The organism is Acidovorax sp. SUPP3434, assembly GCF_030159015.1.
In the GTDB taxonomy this organism is placed as follows: domain Bacteria; phylum Pseudomonadota; class Gammaproteobacteria; order Burkholderiales; family Burkholderiaceae_C; genus Paracidovorax.
Genome location: NZ_BQXL01000002.1, coordinates 542198 through 559030, shown reverse-complemented (window position 1 = coordinate 559030; position 16833 = coordinate 542198). Strand labels below are relative to the sequence as shown.

The window sequence follows — 16833 nt, the reverse complement described above, 5'->3', positions numbered from 1 at the left end:
GGCGCCATGGCCCGCCCCGATACGCCCTGTCACATGCGCGGCGGGCTTTTCCGTGCTACCGTGAACGCTCCGCCGCCGCCCGCCCGTGGCGCGCCCGCTTCCAGAGGTGTCAGCATGCCCAGGCCACCCCGCTACAGCAGCTCCCGCTCCGACCGCCGCAGCGCCCCCGAGGCGGCACCGCACCCGGCCGCACCGCGTGGCCCGGCCGGCGCCGCGCCACGCCCCGGCGCCGGGCGCTCGGCCGAAGCGGCGCAGGCGCCCGAGGCCCTTTCCGCCACGGCCGCCCCCACCGGGGATCGCCCCGTGAGCGCGGCCCCACGCCTGCACCAGCGCGCCCTGTGGGCCGCCATCGCCCTGCTGTCGGTGCTGCTGGCCGCCAGCGTCTGGATGGGCCAACGCCCGTCCGCCCCGCCCCTCACGCAAAAGGACATCGACGCCGCCGTGCTGCGCACACTGGAGACCCAGCCCCTGCCCGCGGCCACGGCACGCGCGGTGCAGACCATCGCGCCCTCGGTGGTGCGCGTGGTGGGCTACGCCCGCACCAAGAAGGGCAAGGAGGTCGAGCGCGGCATCGGCACCGGCGTGGTGATCCTGGACAAGGGCGTCATCCTCACCAACCTGCACGTGGTGCAGGGCACCACTCGCGTGCAGATCACGTTCTCCGACGGCATGGAGGCCGGCGCCAGCGTCACCGGCGTGCAGCCCGAGAACGACCTGGCGGTGCTGCAGGCCCACAAGATTCCCGACGACCTGGTGGCCGCCCCGCTGCGCTCCACGCAGAACCTGCGCCCGGGCGATCCGGTGGTGGCGGTGGGCTTTCCGTTCGGCATCGGGCCCTCGGCCTCGGCCGGCGTGGTGTCGGGGCTGGAGCGCGAGTTCGACTCGCCCGAGGGCAAGCGCGAGCTGCAGCACCTGATCCAGTTCGACGCCGCGGCCAACCCCGGCAACTCCGGCGGGCCGCTGGTCACGCTCGACGGCGAGGTGGTCGGCATCGTCACCGCCATCCTGAACCCCACGCCCGCGCGCACCTTCATCGGCATCGGCTTCGCCGTGCCCATCGAGAACGCGGCGGCCGCCGTCGGCATGCCGCCGTTTTGAAGATGAACACCCCCCTGAGCGGCTGCGCCGCTTCCCCCCGCTCTCGCAGCGCTGCGCACTGCGGGCAGGGGGACGACGCCAGCGCGGCGGGGCGGCCCTTGCGCGGCGTCTGCTGGCGCGGCCTGCTCCGCGGCCTTCGGAAGGGACAGCGCCCGCCAGTGCATGGGCCTCTGGACTTGCCGCCTCCTCGATAACGCATCAAAAAGGACAGCCATGGAACACGCCACACCGCACACCGCCACGCTGATGGAGCAGATCCTCTACGAGGTCAAGCGCGTCGTGGTCGGGCAGGACCGCTTCCTGGAGCGCGTGATGGTGGCCATGCTGTCGCAGGGCCACCTGCTGGTCGAGGGCGTGCCCGGCCTGGCCAAGACGCTCACCGTCAAGACCCTGGCCAGCACCGTGCAGGGCCAATTCAAGCGCATCCAGTTCACGCCCGACCTGGTGCCCGCCGACCTGGTGGGCACGCGCATGTACAACCAGCGCACGGGCGAGTTCAGCACCACGCGCGGCCCCGTGTTCACCAACCTGCTGCTGGCCGACGAGATCAACCGCGCGCCCGCCAAGGTGCAGAGCGCGCTGCTGGAGGTGATGCAGGAGCGCCAGGTGACCATCGCGGGCGAGACGCACCGCGTGCCCGAGCCCTTTCTGGTGATGGCCACGCAGAACCCCATCGAGACCGAGGGCACCTACGCGCTGCCCGAGGCGCAGGTGGACCGCTTCATGATGAAGGTGCTCGTGGGCTACCCAAGCGAAGAGGAAGAGTTCGTGATCGCCCAGCGCGCGCTCGCACCCGCCGTGCAGGTGGCCGCCGTGGCCACCACCGGCCAGATCGCCGCGCTGCAGGCCGAGTGCCGCACGGTGTACGTGGACCCGTCGCTGCTGCAGTACGCCGTGCGCCTGGTGGCCGCCACGCGTGCGCCGGCCCAGTACGGCCTGCCCGGCCTGGCCCCGCGCATCGCCTGCGGCGCCAGCCCCCGCGCCACCATCCACCTGGCCGAGGGCGCGCGGGCCCTGGCCATGCTGCGCGGGCGCGCCTACGTGCTGCCCGAGGACATGGCCGACCTCGCGCCCGACGTGCTGCGCCACCGCATCACGCTGTCGTACGAGGCGCTGTCGGACGGGCTGGACGCCGACGCCCTGATCGGCCAGCTCATGGCCCACCTGCCCGCGCCGCCCCGGCCCCTGCACCACGACGCCCAGGACGGGGCCCGCCATGAGCCGCAGCGCGCCTGACGCCGCCCCGCCGGCCGCAAGCGCAGCGGCGCTGCCCGGCCAGGCCGAGCGGCTGCTGCGCCAGCTCGAGTGGACGGTGATCCGCCGGCTCGACGGCCTGCTGCAGGGCGACTACCGCACGCTGCTGCGCGGCGGCGGGCTGGACCTGGCCGACCTGCGCGAATACCAGCCGCACGACGACGTGCGCCACATCGACTGGAACGTGACCGCGCGGCTCGCCGTGCCGCACGTGCGCGTGTTCTCCGAGGACCGCGAGATGGCCGCGTGGTTTTTGCTGGACCTGAGCCCGTCGCTGGACTTCGGCCCGCCGGGGCAGGCCAAGCGCGACATCCTGGCCGGCTTCGTGGCCGTGCTGGCGCGCCTGCTCACGCGCCACGGCAACCGCGTGGGCGCCATGCTGTACGGCGCGGGTGCCGCGGCCGCCCCCTCCCCTGCGCCCGCCGGCGCGGTACTAGCCCCGGGCGTGGACGCCATCCTGCCGCCGCGCGCCAGCCGCGCCCATGTGCTGCACCTGCTGCACCGCCTGCTGCAGGTGCCCGGGCCCGCTGCGGCGCCGCCCGGCGCCACCGACCTGTCGCACCTGCTGGGCACGGCCCTGGGCACCGTTCGGCGGCGCTCGGCGGTGTTCGTGGTGTCGGACTTCATCACCGCGCCCGGCTGGGAAAAGCCCCTGGCCCAGCTCGCGCAGCGCCACGACGTCGTCGCCGTGCGCCTGCTCGACCCGCTGGAGCTGGAACTGCCCGACGTGGGCCTGGTCACCCTGCGCGACCCCGAGACCGGCGACCAGCTGCAGGTGGACACGCGCGACAAGGCCTTTCGCCACCGCTTCGCCCGCCTGGCCGCGCAGCGCGAGGCCGCCCTGCGCGAATCGCTCGCGCGCGCCGGGGCCGACACGCTGGAGCTGGCCACCGGCGACGACCTGCTGGACGCTCTGGTGCGCTTCATGGAGCTGCGCGGCCGCCAGCCGGCCAAGCCCGCCTACCGCGCCCCGGCCTCCCCCACCGTCGCGGTCGCTGCCGCCCGGGCCGCGTAGACAGAAAAAGTAGGAGCCGCTGCACCATGGTCTTTCTCTGGCCCACGTTCCTCTGGCTGCTGATCGCGCTGCCGGTGCTGGTGCTGCTCTACGTGTGGCTGCTGCGCCGGCGCCGGGCCACCGCCCTGCACTACCCCAGCCTTGCGCTGGTGCGCGAGGCCCTGGGCGCGCGCACGACCTGGCGGCGCCATGTGCCGCCCGCCCTGTTCCTGCTGGGGCTGGCCGCGCTGCTGCTGGCCGCGGCACGCCCGCTGGCCGTCATCACCCTGCCCTCGCAGCAGCAGACCATCATGCTGGCCATGGACGTCTCGGGCAGCATGCGCGCCGCCGACGTGCTGCCCGACCGCATCACCGCCGCGCAGAACGCCGCCAAGGCCTTCATCGCCGACCTGCCGCGCCACGTGCGCGTGGGCGTGGTGGCGTTCGCCGGCAGCGCCCAACTGGCGCAACTGCCCACGCAAAATCATGAAGACCTGGTGAAAGCCATCGACAGCTTCCAGCTGCAGCGCGGCACGGCGACGGGCAACGGCATCCTGCTGTCGCTGGCCACGCTGTTCCCCGATTCGGGCATCGACATCGCCGCCCTGGGCGGGCGGCAGGCCATGCGCTCGCAGCCCATCGACGAGGTGGGCCGGGCGCAGGGCCGGAAGCCTTTCACGCCCGTGGCGCCGGGCTCCTACACCTCGGCCGCCATCATCATGCTGACCGACGGCCAGCGCACCACAGGCGTGGACCCGCTCGAGGCCGCCCAGTGGGCCGCCGACCGCGGCGTGCGCGTGTACACCGTGGGCGTGGGCACGGTGGCCGGCGAGACGATCGGGTTCGAAGGCTGGTCCATGCGCGTGCGCCTGGACGAGGACACGCTCAAGGCCGTGGCCCTGCGCACCAACGCCGAATACTTCCACGCCGCCACGGCGGCCGACCTGCAGAAGGTGTACGAGACACTCAGCTCGCGCCTCACGGTGGAGAAGAAGGAAACCGAGGTGTCCGCCCTGTTCGCGATGGCCGGCGCGGTGTTCATGCTGCTGGCGGCCGCGCTGTCGGTGTGGTGGTACGGGCGGGTCATGTAGAAGGCGTCTGCTTTTGAGGGCAGGCCTGCCCGTTGAACGCACTGGTGTGCCGATTAAAAGCATCGAGCTTCCACTTCGCGCTGACAAACGAATCTTCGCGTTTTTCCTCGGTGCAGATCACGCCTCTCGCAAAATGGACTGTTGCAGTCAACGATCAGGAGGCGCGTCATGGGCTTGTGCTTTTCGACGTCGGGCAGTGGTTCCAACCGGCATGGACCCACCATGGATTCCGCGACCCATCATGGGCCTGCCGCAACTGGTCGCAGTGCCCAGGCGCGCACAACGGGCCAAGGCGGTAGCCATTTGAGTGGATTGAGTCCCCATCGACAGGGCACCTACAACGCAGAAACTTCCGCTTTTCAAAGGCAACGCACGGCGGTACTGTCTTCCGCGCAGCGCCTGAGCCCATCCGAAGCAAAAGCTGCAGTGACCGATGTCCTGAATTTCGTGCGGGACACTTACTACCGACCGAACCTGAAGTCCGGCAATAAGGTCAATGGAAACGGCGGGCCGGAAGAACAGGCCCGGCAGGAACAAGCCACGTTGGAGGTCGAACGCATGCGTGCCAAGCCTGATCCACTTCAGGCTGCCAAGCAAGGGAACGCCCATCAGTGCCAGGAATTGGCGCTTCTGGCAGTGCATCACCTTGAAGAACGTGGATTGGCTGCGCAGATTCTTGAACTCGGCGGCGATGACCAAAGTGTTGCCCATGACGTTGCCGTCATCGGTCGCGCATCGAACCCCTTGCCTGCAGACATGAAGACATGGCCTGCAGACGTGTACGTGTGCGATCCATGGAGCAACATCGCATGCAGCGCGAGGGACTACCCCGCAGAGTTCACCCGCAAGATGAAGAAGTGGGAGGATGACGGCAAGTTCGTTGGCTATGCACCCGCAGGCTTTGTCTTACCGACCGATCCGCGCTGGATGAACGACGTGCTGCACGGAGAAAAGGTGGTGGGCCAATGAGCTGTCTCGTACGAACTCCGGAGAAAGCGGCTTTGGCTGAGAAGCGCCTGCAAAGCCTGCGAAGCCGGTAGGCAGACCGATCTCATGAATGGAGTCGGCGACCATACCTTCCGCAGCCCTCCAGCACAATCAGTACTAGGGCATTCCGCTATCAATTAAATAGCAAATACCTTCACGCCGGGTTGTCCATCTCGATGAACCGGTGGGCAATGCCCAACTGCGCGGCCACCCGTTCGGCCACGGCGGGGGCGCCGTAGCGCTCGGTGGCATGGTGCCCCGCCGCGATGAAGGCCACGCCCGTCTCGCGCGCCAGGTGGGCCTGCGGCTCGGAGATCTCGCCGGTGACGAAGGCGTCGGCCCCGGCGGCGATCGCCCCCTCGAAATAGCCCTGCGCCCCGCCCGTGCACCAGGCCAGCCGCCGGATCGGGCGCGGCTCGGGCGCCACCAGCGTCACGGCGCGACCGAGCACGCTCTCCACATGGCGGGCCAGGGCGTGCGCGTCGGCGAACTCCGCGGGACCGGCGAAGCCCAGGTCCTGCTCGCCGAAGCGCGCATCGGCGGCCACGCCGAGCATGCGGCCCAGCTGCGCGTTGTTGCCCAGCTCGGCGTGCGCATCCAGCGGCAGGTGGTAAGCGAACAGGTTGATGTCGTGGACCAGCAGGCGCTGCAGCCGCTGCTTCATCCAGCCCGTCACGCGGCCGTCCTGCCCGCGCCAGAACAGGCCGTGGTGCACGAAGATCGCATCGGCCCCGTCCTCGATGGCCGCATCGATCAACGCCCGGCTGGCCGTCACGCCGCTCACGATGCGCGCGATGCGCTCCTTGCCCTCCACCTGCAGCCCATTGGGGCCGTAGTCCTTGAAACGCTCGGGCTGCAGCAGGGTGTCGAACGCGCGCTGCAGGTCGTGCCGGGAAACCCCGGGGGTGGAGTCGTGCGTGAAAGAAGGTACAAAAGAGGCCGTCATGCGGGCCATTGTGGCAGGGCGCGCGCCAGGCCGGCACAGTGCCGCACCGCAGACCGAAGCACGCAACACCGACGCACAGACCGCCAACCAGGCGGCGCCACGACAGGGAGGGAAACACCACCAGCACCGACATTTTCCGGGCCCCCGGAAGCCGTGCGCACGCATGCACCCATGCACGCGCGCCGCCGCCCCGCACGCCCGCACCGCCCCCATTCCACCGCCCGACCCATCCCTCCATTCCGCCACGCCAAGCCATGCCCTCCGCACAGCCCGCCTCCACCGTCTCGCCGATCAAGCTCCACCTCGTCTCCCAGGACGCCTCCCAGGCCGATTTCCGGATCACCGGCCAGGGCACCGCCTCCGTGCGCCTGCCCGCCGATTCGGGCACGCGCTCGCTCACCATCGCCCTGCGGCCGGCCAAGCCCGGCAAGCATCCGGCCGGCGCCTGCGGCCTGACGGTGGATGCGGCCTGCGCCGTGCTCTGGGTCGAAAAGAACGGCGAGCGCTACGAGCTCGCCCGCAGCACCGCCCCGAAAACCCTGCTGCAGCCCTCGGCGAACCAGTCGTACTGGCTCAGCCTGGACAGCAACAACCGGCGCCTGCGCTACGGCAAGGGCGAAATGCTGCTGCATCTGATGCAGCTTGAATACGCCTTCCCGGAAACCTCCGACCCGCTCGGCCTCGGTGCGCTCGCGCCCACGCTGCGGCACGTCGAGGTGCGCGGCGCGGGCGACCACCCCCACCTGCTGCTGCGGCCGATCCCGGTCAATCTGGACCCCGCGCCGCGCGTCATCCGCCCGGAAGAAATCACGCTGGACCTCATTGCGGAGAACACCGTCAGCGTGGCGCAGAACCTGCCCAAGGAATGCCAGCTGCTCTACGCCAACGTGGCGGGGCCGAACATCCGCCTGGAAACAACGGACTTCCCGGAGTTCGCGCAGGCCATCCAGTATTCGATCGTCACGCCGGGCAAGATGTGCTTCGAGAAACTCAAGAAGAAGGCGGGCGGCGAAGGCGGCTTCAGCTACCTGCGCATCACGCTGGACGGCAACCTGGGCGACTCGCCAGGCCAGCCCTACGTGCTGGAGGTCTGGCCAGCGGGCAGCCATTCGCCCATCCACGACCACGGGCAGGCCAACGCGATCATCAAGGTGCTGCACGGCCAGATCCTGATCGAGTGGTTCGGCACCCTCAGCCCGCAGGACGAAACCTCCTGGGGCCACATGCTCGCGCACGCGGGCGACGTGACCTTCCTCACGCCGCAGTACTACCAGATCCACCGGCTGAGCAACCCGTCACCCCGGCCCGGCGGCGACTTCTGCGCCACCATCCAGTGCTACCGCTATGCGAACAAGGACCGCCAGCACTACGAGTTCTTCGACTACATCGACGACAAGGAGCAGCGCATCGAGCACTTCAAGCCCGATTCCGACTGGACTTACCGCGAATTCAAGCAGTTGATCCAGAAGGAGTGGGCCGATGCGATGCACAGCCCGTCGACCTCGGCCTGAGCGCGCGGTGCGGCGCCCGGGAGGCAATCACCGGCAGGCCCCTGCACGGCTCCCGGCTCAGGCCCGTGCGCCGGCCGGCTGCCAGCCGCGCGAAGCCAGCGGCACGAAGCCCAGCGCGAACCCCAGCAGGCCCATGGCCGCCACGTAGTGGGCATTGGCCAGCACGTCGTGCCGCTGCCGCAGCGTGATGAGGGTGGGCGTGATGCCGCCGAACACCGCATAGGCCATGTTTGTTGTACGAGAAGGACAGGCCGGTGAAGCGCCCCTCGGGCGGGAATGCCCGCATGGCCACGCACTCCCTTGAGCAGCAAACAAGGTGCGGCGTCGCAGAGCGTCACCTCGCCGGCTTTCCGGACCGCTAAACCGCGAGCCGGCCGTTGCCGGCCTGCACCCTACTCACCCGCAACCAGGTCGCGCACGACAGAGTTCAAGCCCGACACCACGCGCGCCAATTTGTCGAAGTCGACTTTGTCCGGCGTATCCTGGGCCGTGTGATAGTAGGGATACCGGTACGGGGCCGTATCCGTCACCATCAGCGCTGGTATGCCTTCGTCCAGGTAGGCAGCGTGGTCGGAAAAATCCACGCCCGGCACGAATCTGGGGGCGGCGACTCCCTCAGACGGAAAAGCCGCATGCGCGCGGAACGATTGGACGACCCGGCGAACGAGGCGCCAATCGGCAGTGGTCGCGACGAAGCCGATGAAGTCGCCCTGACCGGGATAGAACTGGTTGAGTGGCCAGGGATACTTTTGAGAATCCGGTTCGTCAGAAAAGTACCCCATCGTCTCCAGCGACAGCATGGCCTTGACCGTCATGCCCCGGGATACCAAGCCTTTTGCATGAACGACGCTCCCCATCTGTGAGGTACGAAAGTACGGGGGCTCTTCATTGGTGTACAGGACAAGGATGACGTCTGACCGCGCGGTTTCAGCGCCAGCTTTCAGGCTCTTCGCCAGTTCCAACACCGCTGCGGCACCGGTGCCGTTGTCATTGGCACCTGGACTTCCTTGGGCCGAGTCGTAGTGCGCCCCAATGACGACGGCACTGCGGCCCGGCGCCGACGGGCTTGGAATGGTGACTTCCAAGTTGCGCACGACCTTGCCAGCGACGCTGAATTCTTCGCGCCGCACCACGAAGCCGGAGCCCGCGAGTTCGGATTCGATGTATGCGGAGGCGGCTTCCAGCGCTTCGTAGTGCCGCCGGTTGTGCTCGGTGGACGCAATGGCCGTCACGTGTCGGCGCAACCGGCCCGAGAGTTCCCGTTCCTGGGCGCTCATGGCGGGAAGCGGTCCCCGGTGTGAACTCCCCGGCATGGTCGTCATGGCCACGACGAAAGCCAGGAGGCCGAACAACACCAGGGCCAAGGCGCAGCAAATTCGCAGCAGGCTTTGAAAAACTGCGTTCATTCTCAAATCTCAATTCTCAAGCGAGACGCGATTTCGTTTGAACGCTCCGGAGTGTCGGGTCTTGGCGCCCTCTTCCCCTTTACGTGCGCGCCGAAGGCTGCCAGCCGCGCGAAGCCAGCGGCACGAAGCCCAGCGCGAACCCCAGCACGCCCATGGCCGCCACGTAGTGGGCATTGGCCAGCACGTCGTGCTGCTGCCACAGCGTGATGAGGATGGGCGTGATGCCGCCGAACACCGCATAGGCCATGTTGTACGAGAAGGACAGGCCGGTGAAGCGCACCTCGGGCGGAAACGCCCGCACGCCCACGATGGGCAGCAGCGCGATCGAGCCCACGAACAGGCCGATCAGCCCGTAGTTGAACACCAGCGTGGCCGGCGTGCCCGGCAGGCCCGTGTAGAACAGGTAGGTGGTGACCACCAGGCCGCCCCAGCCCACCAGCATCACCGGGCGGGTGCCGAAGCGGTCCGTGGCCCAGCCGACGAGTACGCAGCCGATGGTGAGCGTGAGCGTGGCGACCGCGTTGGCCTCCAGCGCCAGCGTGGCGGGAATGTGGAACACCTTCTGCAGGTAGGTCGGCGTGATGAGCACCACCACCACGATGGCGGTGGACAGCACCCAGGTCATCAGGGCCACCAGCAGCATGGCGCCGCGGTGGTCGCGCAGCACGGTCTTGACCGGCAGTTCGCGCGCCACGGCGCGGCGGGCGGCCAACTCCTGGAACACGGGCGTTTCGTGCAGGAAGCGCCGCAGGTACACCGACACCAGGCCGAACACGCCGCCCAGGATGAACGGAATGCGCCACGCGAATTCCTGTACCTCGGCGGGCGCGTAGCTGCGGTTGATGCCGATCGCCACCAGCGACCCGAGCAGGATGCCGCCCGTGATGCCGGCCGTGAGCGTGCCCACGCCCAGGCCGTAGCGGTTGGCGGGCACGTGCTCGGCCACGAACACCCAGGCCCCGGGCATCTCGCCGCCGATGGCCGCGCCCTGCAGCACGCGCATGGCCAGCAGCAGCAGCGGCGCCGCCACGCCGATGCTGGCGTAGGTGGGCAGCAGGCCGATGACCAGCGTGGGCACGGCCATCAGGAAGATCGACAGCGTGAACATGCGCTTGCGGCCCAGCTTGTCGCCGAAGTGGGCAATGATGATGCCGCCCACGGGACGCGCCAGGTAGCCGGCGGCGAAGATGCCGAAGGTCTGCAGCTGGCGCAGCCAGTCGGGCATGTCGGCCGGAAAGAACAGCCCGCCCAGCACGGCGGCGAAGAAGACGTAGATGACGAAGTCGTAGAACTCGAGCGTGCCGCCCAGGGCGGACAGGCCCAGCGTCTGGTAGTCGTGGCGGGTGAGCGGGCGGCGGGGCGCGGCGGCCAGGGCGCCGGCGGCGGGGGAAGGAGAAGTCATGGGCAGGTTCCGGAGAGATCGATGGCGGGACTGCGCGGCACCGCGGGCGCGGTGCGCGGCCGACGTTCAGCAGGCATTCCGGATGGGGCGTGTTGCAGGCGGCGGGGCCGGTGGGCCGGGCCGCGCGGGGAGAACGGGACGGGGGGTGCGGTGGCAGTCGCTGCGGCATTTTAAGGGTTTGCCCTGAGCGGCGCCCCCGTGGGGCTGACCCCGGGCTGACGGGCCGGGGACCTTGTTCGCCCAAGGTCCGGCCCAAACTGGCGACAATCGCCCTTCCCCCGGTTTTCTTCCCTGCCCACCATGAAGCGCTTTTGGCTGCTGTTTTCCCAGACCGTGACGGTGCTCGTCGCGGCCTACTTCGTCGTCGCCACCCTCCAGCCAGACTGGCTGCGGCGCGGCGCGACCCGCAGCGGCGCGGGGGTGGCCCTGATTGAGGCGCCCAGCACCCCGGCCGCGCCCCCCGCCCCCGGCAGCTTCGCCGCCGCGGCGCGCAAGGCCGCGCCGGCGGTGGTCAGCATCAACACCAGCAAGGCCGCCGTTCGCCACCCGCGCAGCAACGACCCGTGGTTCCAGTTCTTCTTCGGCGACCAGGGAACGCAACAGGCGCAGACCGGCCTGGGCAGCGGCGTGATCATCAGCCCGGACGGCTACATCCTGACCAACAACCACGTGGTCGAGGGCGCGGACGAGATCGAGGTCACCCTGACCGACAGCCGCCGCACGCGCGCCACCGTGATCGGTACCGACCCGGACACCGACCTGGCCATCCTGAAGGTGCAGTTGGACAAGCTGCCCGTGATCGTGCTGGGCAACTCCGACCAACTCGCCGTGGGCGACCATGTGCTGGCCATCGGCAACCCGTTCGGCGTGGGGCAGACGGTCACCAGCGGCATCGTGAGCGCGCTGGGCCGCAGCCAGCTGGGCATCAACACGTTCGAGAACTTCATCCAGACCGATGCGGCCATCAACCCGGGCAATTCGGGCGGCGCGTTGGTGGACGTGAACGGCAACCTGATGGGCATCAACACCGCCATCTACTCGCGCTCGGGCGGCAGCATGGGCATCGGCTTCGCCATTCCCGTGTCCACCGCCAAGCTGGTGCTGGACGGCATCGTGAAGGACGGGCAGGTCACGCGCGGCTGGATCGGCGTGGAGCCGAACGAGCTGTCGCCCGAACTGGCGCAGACCTTCGGCGTGAAGGCCTCCGAGGGCGTGATCATCACCGGCGTGCTGCAGGACGGCCCCGCCGCCCGCGCCGGCATGCGCCCGGGCGACGTGATCGTGCAGGTGCAGGACAAGCCGACCGCCAGCGTCTCCGCCCTGCTCACCGCCGTGGCCTCGCTCAAGCCCGGCACGCCCGCCACGTTCCAGCTGCAGCGCGGCGATTCACGGGTGGAGCTGGAAGTGGTGCCCGGAACCCGGCCCCGGCCGCAGCGGGCACCTCAGCCACAGCGCTGAGGCGGCGTTGCCCGGGGGGATTCATTCGCCGCGGGACACGATTGAAACGGGTGGGCGATGCATGGGGCCGTGCGGGCGGCCCAGGGGTGGCGCCGTGGTCTTGAAGGCGGGCCGGCGACGTGAACGTCCGGCGCGGATCAGGCCATCGAGCAGGCCGTGGAGCGCGCTGCAGGCAACCCCTGGCGCGGCATCAGCGCCGCCATGAAGAATCGATCACCCAACCACCCGATCACGCCCTGCCTTCGACGATGCGACCCGGCCGCGACGCGCAAGGCACGCCGCGCAGGCGTTGCCCAGCCCCCCGTTCGATGTCAGGTCGGTTCCTGCGCCTGTTCGTCCTCGGGCGCCTTGGTGTGGCGGATGAAGAGCTGCGCCGCCCAGATGCCCAGTTCGTAGAGCAGGCACATCGGCACGGCCAGGGCCAGCTGGGACACCACGTCGGGCGGGGTGACCACGGCGGCGATGATGAAGGCCAGCACGATGAAATAGCCGCGAAAGCCCTTGAGCTTTTCCACGCTGACCAGCCCCATGCGCGCCAGCACGATCACGACGATCGGCACCTCGAACGACAGGCCGAACGCGAGGAACATGGTGAGCACGAAGCTCAGGTACGCCTCGATGTCAGGCGCGGCGGTGATACTCTTGGGCGCGAAGCCCTGAATGAAGGCGAACACCTGCCCGAACACGAAGAAGTAGCAGAACGCGACGCCCACCAGGAACAGCAGCGTGCTGGAGACCACCAGCGGCAGCACCAGCTTCTTCTCGTGCGAATACAGGCCCGGCGCCACGAAGGCCCACACCTGCCACAGCACCACGGGCAGTGCCAGCAGGAAGGCCGACATCAGCAAAATCTTGAGCGGCACCATGAACGGCGAGATCACCGAGGTGGCGATCAGCGTGGCGCCCTTGGGCAGGTGCGCCACCAGGGGCGCGGCCAGCAGGTCGTAGAGCGCGCCCGGGCCGGGGTACAGGAACAGGATGCCCGCGGCGATGCCGATGGCGATCAGCGCCTTGACGAGGCGGTCGCGCAGCTCCATGAGGTGCTGCACGAACGGCTGCTCGGTGCCGGCCAGCTCGTCTTCTTTAGTGGGGGTTTCGGACATGGTGCAGGAGGGGCGGGCATTGCACCCGCGCGGGTGGCTGCGCGGGGTGCGCAGCCATCAATGGAATTTCTGGGGCCGAAAGCGGGCCACGCGCGCCGCGCCCGACTGGGCCTTGGTGCGCACGCCGCTGCGGGCTTTGTACCACTGCGGCGTGGCGCCCCGCTTGAGGCGCCAGTTCTTGCCGGGGTGCTTGTACGCGGGCACCACGCTGGCGTCGCCGGCCGCGTCGTACGGCACACCGGTATCGGTGCCCGTGCCGGACGCGGTGCCGGAAAAGTCGCTGTTCCAGTCTTTTTCGAAGTCGCTGGCGCTGGTGTGGATGCTCTGGTGCACGTCGCGTGCGGCACCTTCCATCGTTTCCTTCATCTTGCGCAGCTCGTCCAGCTCCATGGAGCGGTTGACCTCGGACTTCACGTCGGCCACGTAGCGCTGCGCCTTGCCCAGCAGCGTGCCGACGGTGCGCGCCACGCGTGGCAGCTTCTCGGGGCCGATGACGATCAGCGCCACGGCGCCGATCAGCGCCATCTTGGACAGGCCAATATCAATCATGGAAGCAGGGCCGGCAGGGCATTAGCCCTTGTGCTTGGCTTCGACGTCGATGGTGGTGCCCTTGGGGTCGGCGGCGGTGTGGTTGACGACCTGCCCTGCGGGGGGCGTGGCCGGCGGCACGTCGCTCGCGGAGCCGTCCTTCATGCCGTCCTTGAACCCCTTGACGGCGCCGCCCAGGTCGGAGCCCATGTTCTTGAGCTTCTTCGTGCCGAACACCATCACCACGATCAGCAGCACGATCAGCCAGTGCCAGATGGAAAACGAACCCATGTCAATCTCCTAACGAATACGGACCATTCTAGACCCGCCGCATGACGGGGAAGTTCATATCCCTGCGGCGCCCGGGCTCCACGGCCTTTCCGGCGTCCGCAGGTTCAGCCCTTGAGCCAGGGCCGGGGGCCGCCCATCACGTGCACGTGCAGGTGGTGCACTTCCTGACCGCCCTCGGCGCCCGTGTTCACCACGATGCGGAATCCGCCCTCCGGATAAGGATTGCAGCCCTGCTCCAGCGCCAGGCGCGGGGCCAGCGCCATCATGCGGCCCAGCACGCCGGCATGGGCCTCGGTCACGCCGGCCATGGAATGCACATGCTCCTTGGGCACCATCAAAAAATGCACGGGCGCCCAGGGGTGGATGTCGTGGAAGGCGAAGATGTCTTCGTCCTCGTACACCTTCCTGGAGGGAATCTGGCCCGCGATGATCTTGCAGAAAAGGCAGTTCGGATCGTGCTGCATGGATGGGGATGGGATGGAACTGGAAAAACGGGGCCTGGCTGGAGGCACCGGGTCAGGCATTGTCGGCCATGTTCACCGTGGGACGCACGCCGACGTCGGCCTGGTGGGCCTGGATCCAGCCCTGCCCCGCGGTGCGGCCCAGCTCGAACAGCTGGCGGATGAACGGCAGGTCCGCCCGCGTCTTGCTGGAGGCGCCGAAGCCCGCCAGCAGCGAGCCGCCGTCGATGCGGTGCATGCGTACGCTCTTGTAGCGCCGCGCATCCAGCTTGCCCTCGGCCAGCAGGCGCCGCACGAACTCGATGGCGCGCATCTCGCCCAGCAGGCTGGCGTTGAAGGTGACCTCGTTCATGCGCTCCATGATCTCGGAGGCGGTGTCGGGCACCTCGGCATGCTCGATGGGGTTGATCTGCACCAGCAGGACGTCGCTGCACTCGGTGTTGTAGATCAGCGGGTACAGGGCGGGGTTGCCGGAGTAGCCGCCGTCCCAGTAGTGCTGGTCGCCGATCTGCACCGCCTTGAACATGAGGGGCAGGCAGGCCGAGGCCATGACGGCATCGGCGCTCAGGGCCTTGCCGGAGAAGATCTCGCCGCGCCCGGTGCGCACGTTGGTGGCGCACACGAAGACGCGGGGGTGGCGCGCGGCGCTCAGCACGTCGAAGTCCACTTCGCGCTCCAGCAGCCGGCGCAGCGGGTTGATGTCCAGCGGGTTCGTCTGGTAGGGCGAGAGCCACTGGGTCATCATGCCCATGAAGGGGCTGGAGGCCAGCGGCACGCCCCACAGCAGGCTGCCCATGGCGCCCACGCCCTCCCACAGCCGCCGCAGCGTGGCGCGCGCCGCCTCGCAGCCGGCGCGGTGCGCCGCGTCGGCGCTGGCATGCCGGTGGGCCTTGGCGGCCTGCGCGAAGCCGTGGGCCAGGGCCACGGCGTTCATGGCGCCGGCGCTCGTGCCGCTGATGCCGTCGAGCGTGAAGCGCCCGTCTTCCAGCAGCGCATCGAGCACGCCCCAGGTCAGCGCGCCGTGCGAGCCGCCGCCCTGCAGGGCGAGGTTGAGCCGCCGCGGCGCTGCGGGGGCCGCTGCCTCAGGCATCGATCGCCTGACCCTTGTTCATCGCCACCATGCCGCGCACGATGCGGTACAGGAACCAGATGGAGATCAGGCCCCAGGCGATCCAGCCCGGCGCGATGAACAGCAGCCACAGCGGCGCGGTCACCACATAGAGCACGCCGGCCCAGAGGACGGTGCGGATGCGGTACGAGAAATGGCTGGCCTGCCAGGTGCCTTCGGCATCGCTTTTCTTGACCAGATCGATGACCAGGGCGATGACCAGCAGCAGGGCCCCGGGCTGCGCGCCGGGGATGACGGCGCCCACGGCGACGATCAGGTGCAGGAAGTAGCTGATCCAACCCACGGTCTTGAGCGATTCGGCCCGCTCGTTCGGCTCCACGTCGATGATGTCGCTCACGCGTTGGCTCCTTCGTCGTTGGCGCGGGCCAGGGCCTTGCGCAGGGATTTTTCCTCGATGCCGCTGGTGCCCTCGCGGCGCTCCAGCTCGGCCACCACGTCAGCCGGGGTCAGGCCGTAGTGCGCGAGGGCGATCATGGAATGAAACCACAGGTCAGCCACTTCGTACACCAGCTTGGACGGGTCGGCGCCATGGTCCACATCCTTGGCGGCCATGACGACCTCGGTGGCTTCCTCGCCGATCTTCTTGAGGAAGGCGTCCGGCCCCTTGTGCAGCAGCCGCGCCACGTAGCTCTTGTCGGCATCGCCGCCGTGGGCGGGCTTGCGGCTTTCGATCACGGCGGCCAGCCGCGCAAGCGCGTCTTCGGACGGGCGGGCCTGCGGAGCAGCCGGGGCGTCGGTGAGGGGGATGGTCATGGGCATTGCCGTTATTTGTAGATGGACTCGGGGTCTTTCAAGACCGGATCGACCGCCTGCCAGGCGCCGTCCTTGAGTACGCTGAAAAAACAGCTGTGCCGGCCGGTGTGGCAGGCGATGCCCGGCTCGTGGCCGAGCTGCGTCACCTTGAGCAGCACCACGTCGTTGTCGCAGTCCAGGCGGATCTCGTGCACCGTCTGCACGTGGCCCGACTCCTCGCCCTTGAACCACAGCTTGCCGCGCGAGCGGCTGAAATACACCGCGCGCCCCAGTTCGGCCGTCTTGGCCAGGGCCTCGCGGTCCATCCACGCGAACATGAGCACATCGCCCGTGGCCGCCTCCTGCGCGATGGCGGGCACCAGGCCCTGCGCATCCCATTTCACTTCGTCGAGCCAGTTCATGGAGTCATTCTCGGTCATTT

The 16833-nt window shown here is 68.9% G+C and carries 18 protein-coding genes and 1 pseudogene; 7 read left to right on the top strand and 12 right to left on the bottom strand.

Going from position 1 to position 16833, the window contains the following annotated elements:
* Positions 1-114: 114 nt before the first annotated feature.
* The 5 genes from AVKW3434_RS06260 to AVKW3434_RS06240 all read left to right on the top strand — a co-directional run bounded on the left by AVKW3434_RS06260 (position 115) and on the right by AVKW3434_RS06240 (position 5406).
* Positions 115-1098: a S1C family serine protease gene (locus AVKW3434_RS06260; RefSeq protein ID WP_284405157.1), complete on the top strand. Its 984-nt coding sequence runs from the start codon at positions 115-117 to the stop codon at positions 1096-1098.
* A 213-nt stretch (positions 1099-1311) separates the two neighbouring features.
* Positions 1312-2334 (top strand): AAA family ATPase, encoded by a 1023-nt coding sequence (locus AVKW3434_RS06255; protein WP_284405156.1) that lies wholly within the window; start codon positions 1312-1314, stop codon positions 2332-2334.
* Entirely contained in the window at positions 2315-3367 is a 1053-nt protein-coding gene (locus tag AVKW3434_RS06250; RefSeq protein WP_284405155.1) for a DUF58 domain-containing protein, read from the top strand. Before AVKW3434_RS06255 ends, AVKW3434_RS06250 begins: the two co-directional genes overlap by 20 nt.
* A gap of 26 nt (positions 3368-3393) precedes the next feature.
* Positions 3394-4437 (top strand): VWA domain-containing protein, encoded by a 1044-nt coding sequence (locus AVKW3434_RS06245; RefSeq protein ID WP_284405154.1) that lies wholly within the window; start codon positions 3394-3396, stop codon positions 4435-4437.
* Positions 4438-4659: 222 nt separating this feature from the next.
* The gene (locus AVKW3434_RS06240) at positions 4660-5406 is read left to right on the top strand and encodes a hypothetical protein (protein WP_284405153.1); all 747 of its coding nucleotides are present in this window, start codon (positions 4660-4662) and stop codon (positions 5404-5406) included.
* A 172-nt stretch (positions 5407-5578) separates the two neighbouring features.
* Here AVKW3434_RS06240 and AVKW3434_RS06235 read toward each other — a convergent pair whose 3' ends face one another.
* Positions 5579-6370, bottom strand: coding sequence for a Nif3-like dinuclear metal center hexameric protein (locus tag AVKW3434_RS06235; protein WP_284405152.1), 792 nt, complete (start codon positions 6368-6370; stop codon positions 5579-5581).
* 254 nt (positions 6371-6624) lie between these two features.
* Here AVKW3434_RS06235 and AVKW3434_RS06230 point away from each other — a divergent pair, with 254 nt between their 5' ends.
* Positions 6625-7881: a cysteine dioxygenase gene (locus tag AVKW3434_RS06230; RefSeq protein WP_284405151.1), complete on the top strand. Its 1257-nt coding sequence runs from the start codon at positions 6625-6627 to the stop codon at positions 7879-7881.
* 57 nt (positions 7882-7938) lie between these two features.
* Here AVKW3434_RS06230 and AVKW3434_RS06225 read toward each other — a convergent pair.
* The 3 genes and pseudogenes from AVKW3434_RS06225 to AVKW3434_RS06215 form a co-directional block, all read right to left on the bottom strand.
* A pseudogene (locus AVKW3434_RS06225) lies at positions 7939-8173 on the bottom strand (MFS transporter); the annotation flags it as partial.
* A 100-nt stretch (positions 8174-8273) separates the two neighbouring features.
* Complete coding sequence (locus AVKW3434_RS06220) at positions 8274-9287, bottom strand: M28 family peptidase (protein WP_284405150.1); 1014 nt, start codon at positions 9285-9287, stop codon at positions 8274-8276.
* A gap of 79 nt (positions 9288-9366) precedes the next feature.
* Positions 9367-10689, bottom strand: coding sequence for an MFS transporter (locus tag AVKW3434_RS06215; protein WP_284405149.1), 1323 nt, complete (start codon positions 10687-10689; stop codon positions 9367-9369).
* Between the two features lie 300 nt (positions 10690-10989).
* On the opposite strand from AVKW3434_RS06215, the gene AVKW3434_RS06210 reads away from it, so the two are divergent.
* Positions 10990-12147, top strand: coding sequence for a S1C family serine protease (locus AVKW3434_RS06210; protein ID WP_284405148.1), 1158 nt, complete (start codon positions 10990-10992; stop codon positions 12145-12147).
* A gap of 311 nt (positions 12148-12458) precedes the next feature.
* On the opposite strand, the gene tatC is transcribed toward AVKW3434_RS06210, so the two are convergent.
* The 8 genes from tatC to hisI form a co-directional block, all read right to left on the bottom strand.
* Positions 12459-13250, bottom strand: a complete 792-nt coding sequence (gene tatC / locus AVKW3434_RS06205; protein WP_272567636.1) for a twin-arginine translocase subunit TatC — start codon at positions 13248-13250, stop codon at positions 12459-12461.
* Between the two features lie 57 nt (positions 13251-13307).
* Positions 13308-13799: a Sec-independent protein translocase protein TatB gene (tatB, locus tag AVKW3434_RS06200; RefSeq protein ID WP_284405147.1), complete on the bottom strand. Its 492-nt coding sequence runs from the start codon at positions 13797-13799 to the stop codon at positions 13308-13310.
* A 21-nt stretch (positions 13800-13820) separates the two neighbouring features.
* Positions 13821-14069: a Sec-independent protein translocase subunit TatA gene (tatA, locus tag AVKW3434_RS06195; RefSeq protein ID WP_284396782.1), complete on the bottom strand. Its 249-nt coding sequence runs from the start codon at positions 14067-14069 to the stop codon at positions 13821-13823.
* Between the two features lie 104 nt (positions 14070-14173).
* A complete protein-coding gene (locus AVKW3434_RS06190; protein WP_284405146.1) occupies positions 14174-14533 on the bottom strand; it encodes a histidine triad nucleotide-binding protein in 360 nt (119 codons plus the stop codon).
* A 52-nt stretch (positions 14534-14585) separates the two neighbouring features.
* A complete protein-coding gene (locus tag AVKW3434_RS06185) occupies positions 14586-15620 on the bottom strand; it encodes a patatin-like phospholipase family protein (protein ID WP_284405145.1) in 1035 nt (344 codons plus the stop codon).
* Complete coding sequence (locus AVKW3434_RS06180; protein WP_272567628.1) at positions 15613-15996, bottom strand: DUF4870 family protein; 384 nt, start codon at positions 15994-15996, stop codon at positions 15613-15615. The genes AVKW3434_RS06185 and AVKW3434_RS06180 overlap by 8 nt, the downstream gene beginning before the upstream one ends.
* The gene (locus AVKW3434_RS06175) at positions 15993-16412 is read right to left on the bottom strand and encodes a phosphoribosyl-ATP diphosphatase (protein ID WP_284396774.1); all 420 of its coding nucleotides are present in this window, start codon (positions 16410-16412) and stop codon (positions 15993-15995) included. Before AVKW3434_RS06175 ends, AVKW3434_RS06180 begins: the two co-directional genes overlap by 4 nt.
* Before the next feature lie 11 nt (positions 16413-16423).
* Positions 16424-16831, bottom strand: a complete 408-nt coding sequence (hisI, locus tag AVKW3434_RS06170; RefSeq protein WP_487090342.1) for a phosphoribosyl-AMP cyclohydrolase — start codon at positions 16829-16831, stop codon at positions 16424-16426.
* Positions 16832-16833: the final 2 nt, after the last annotated feature.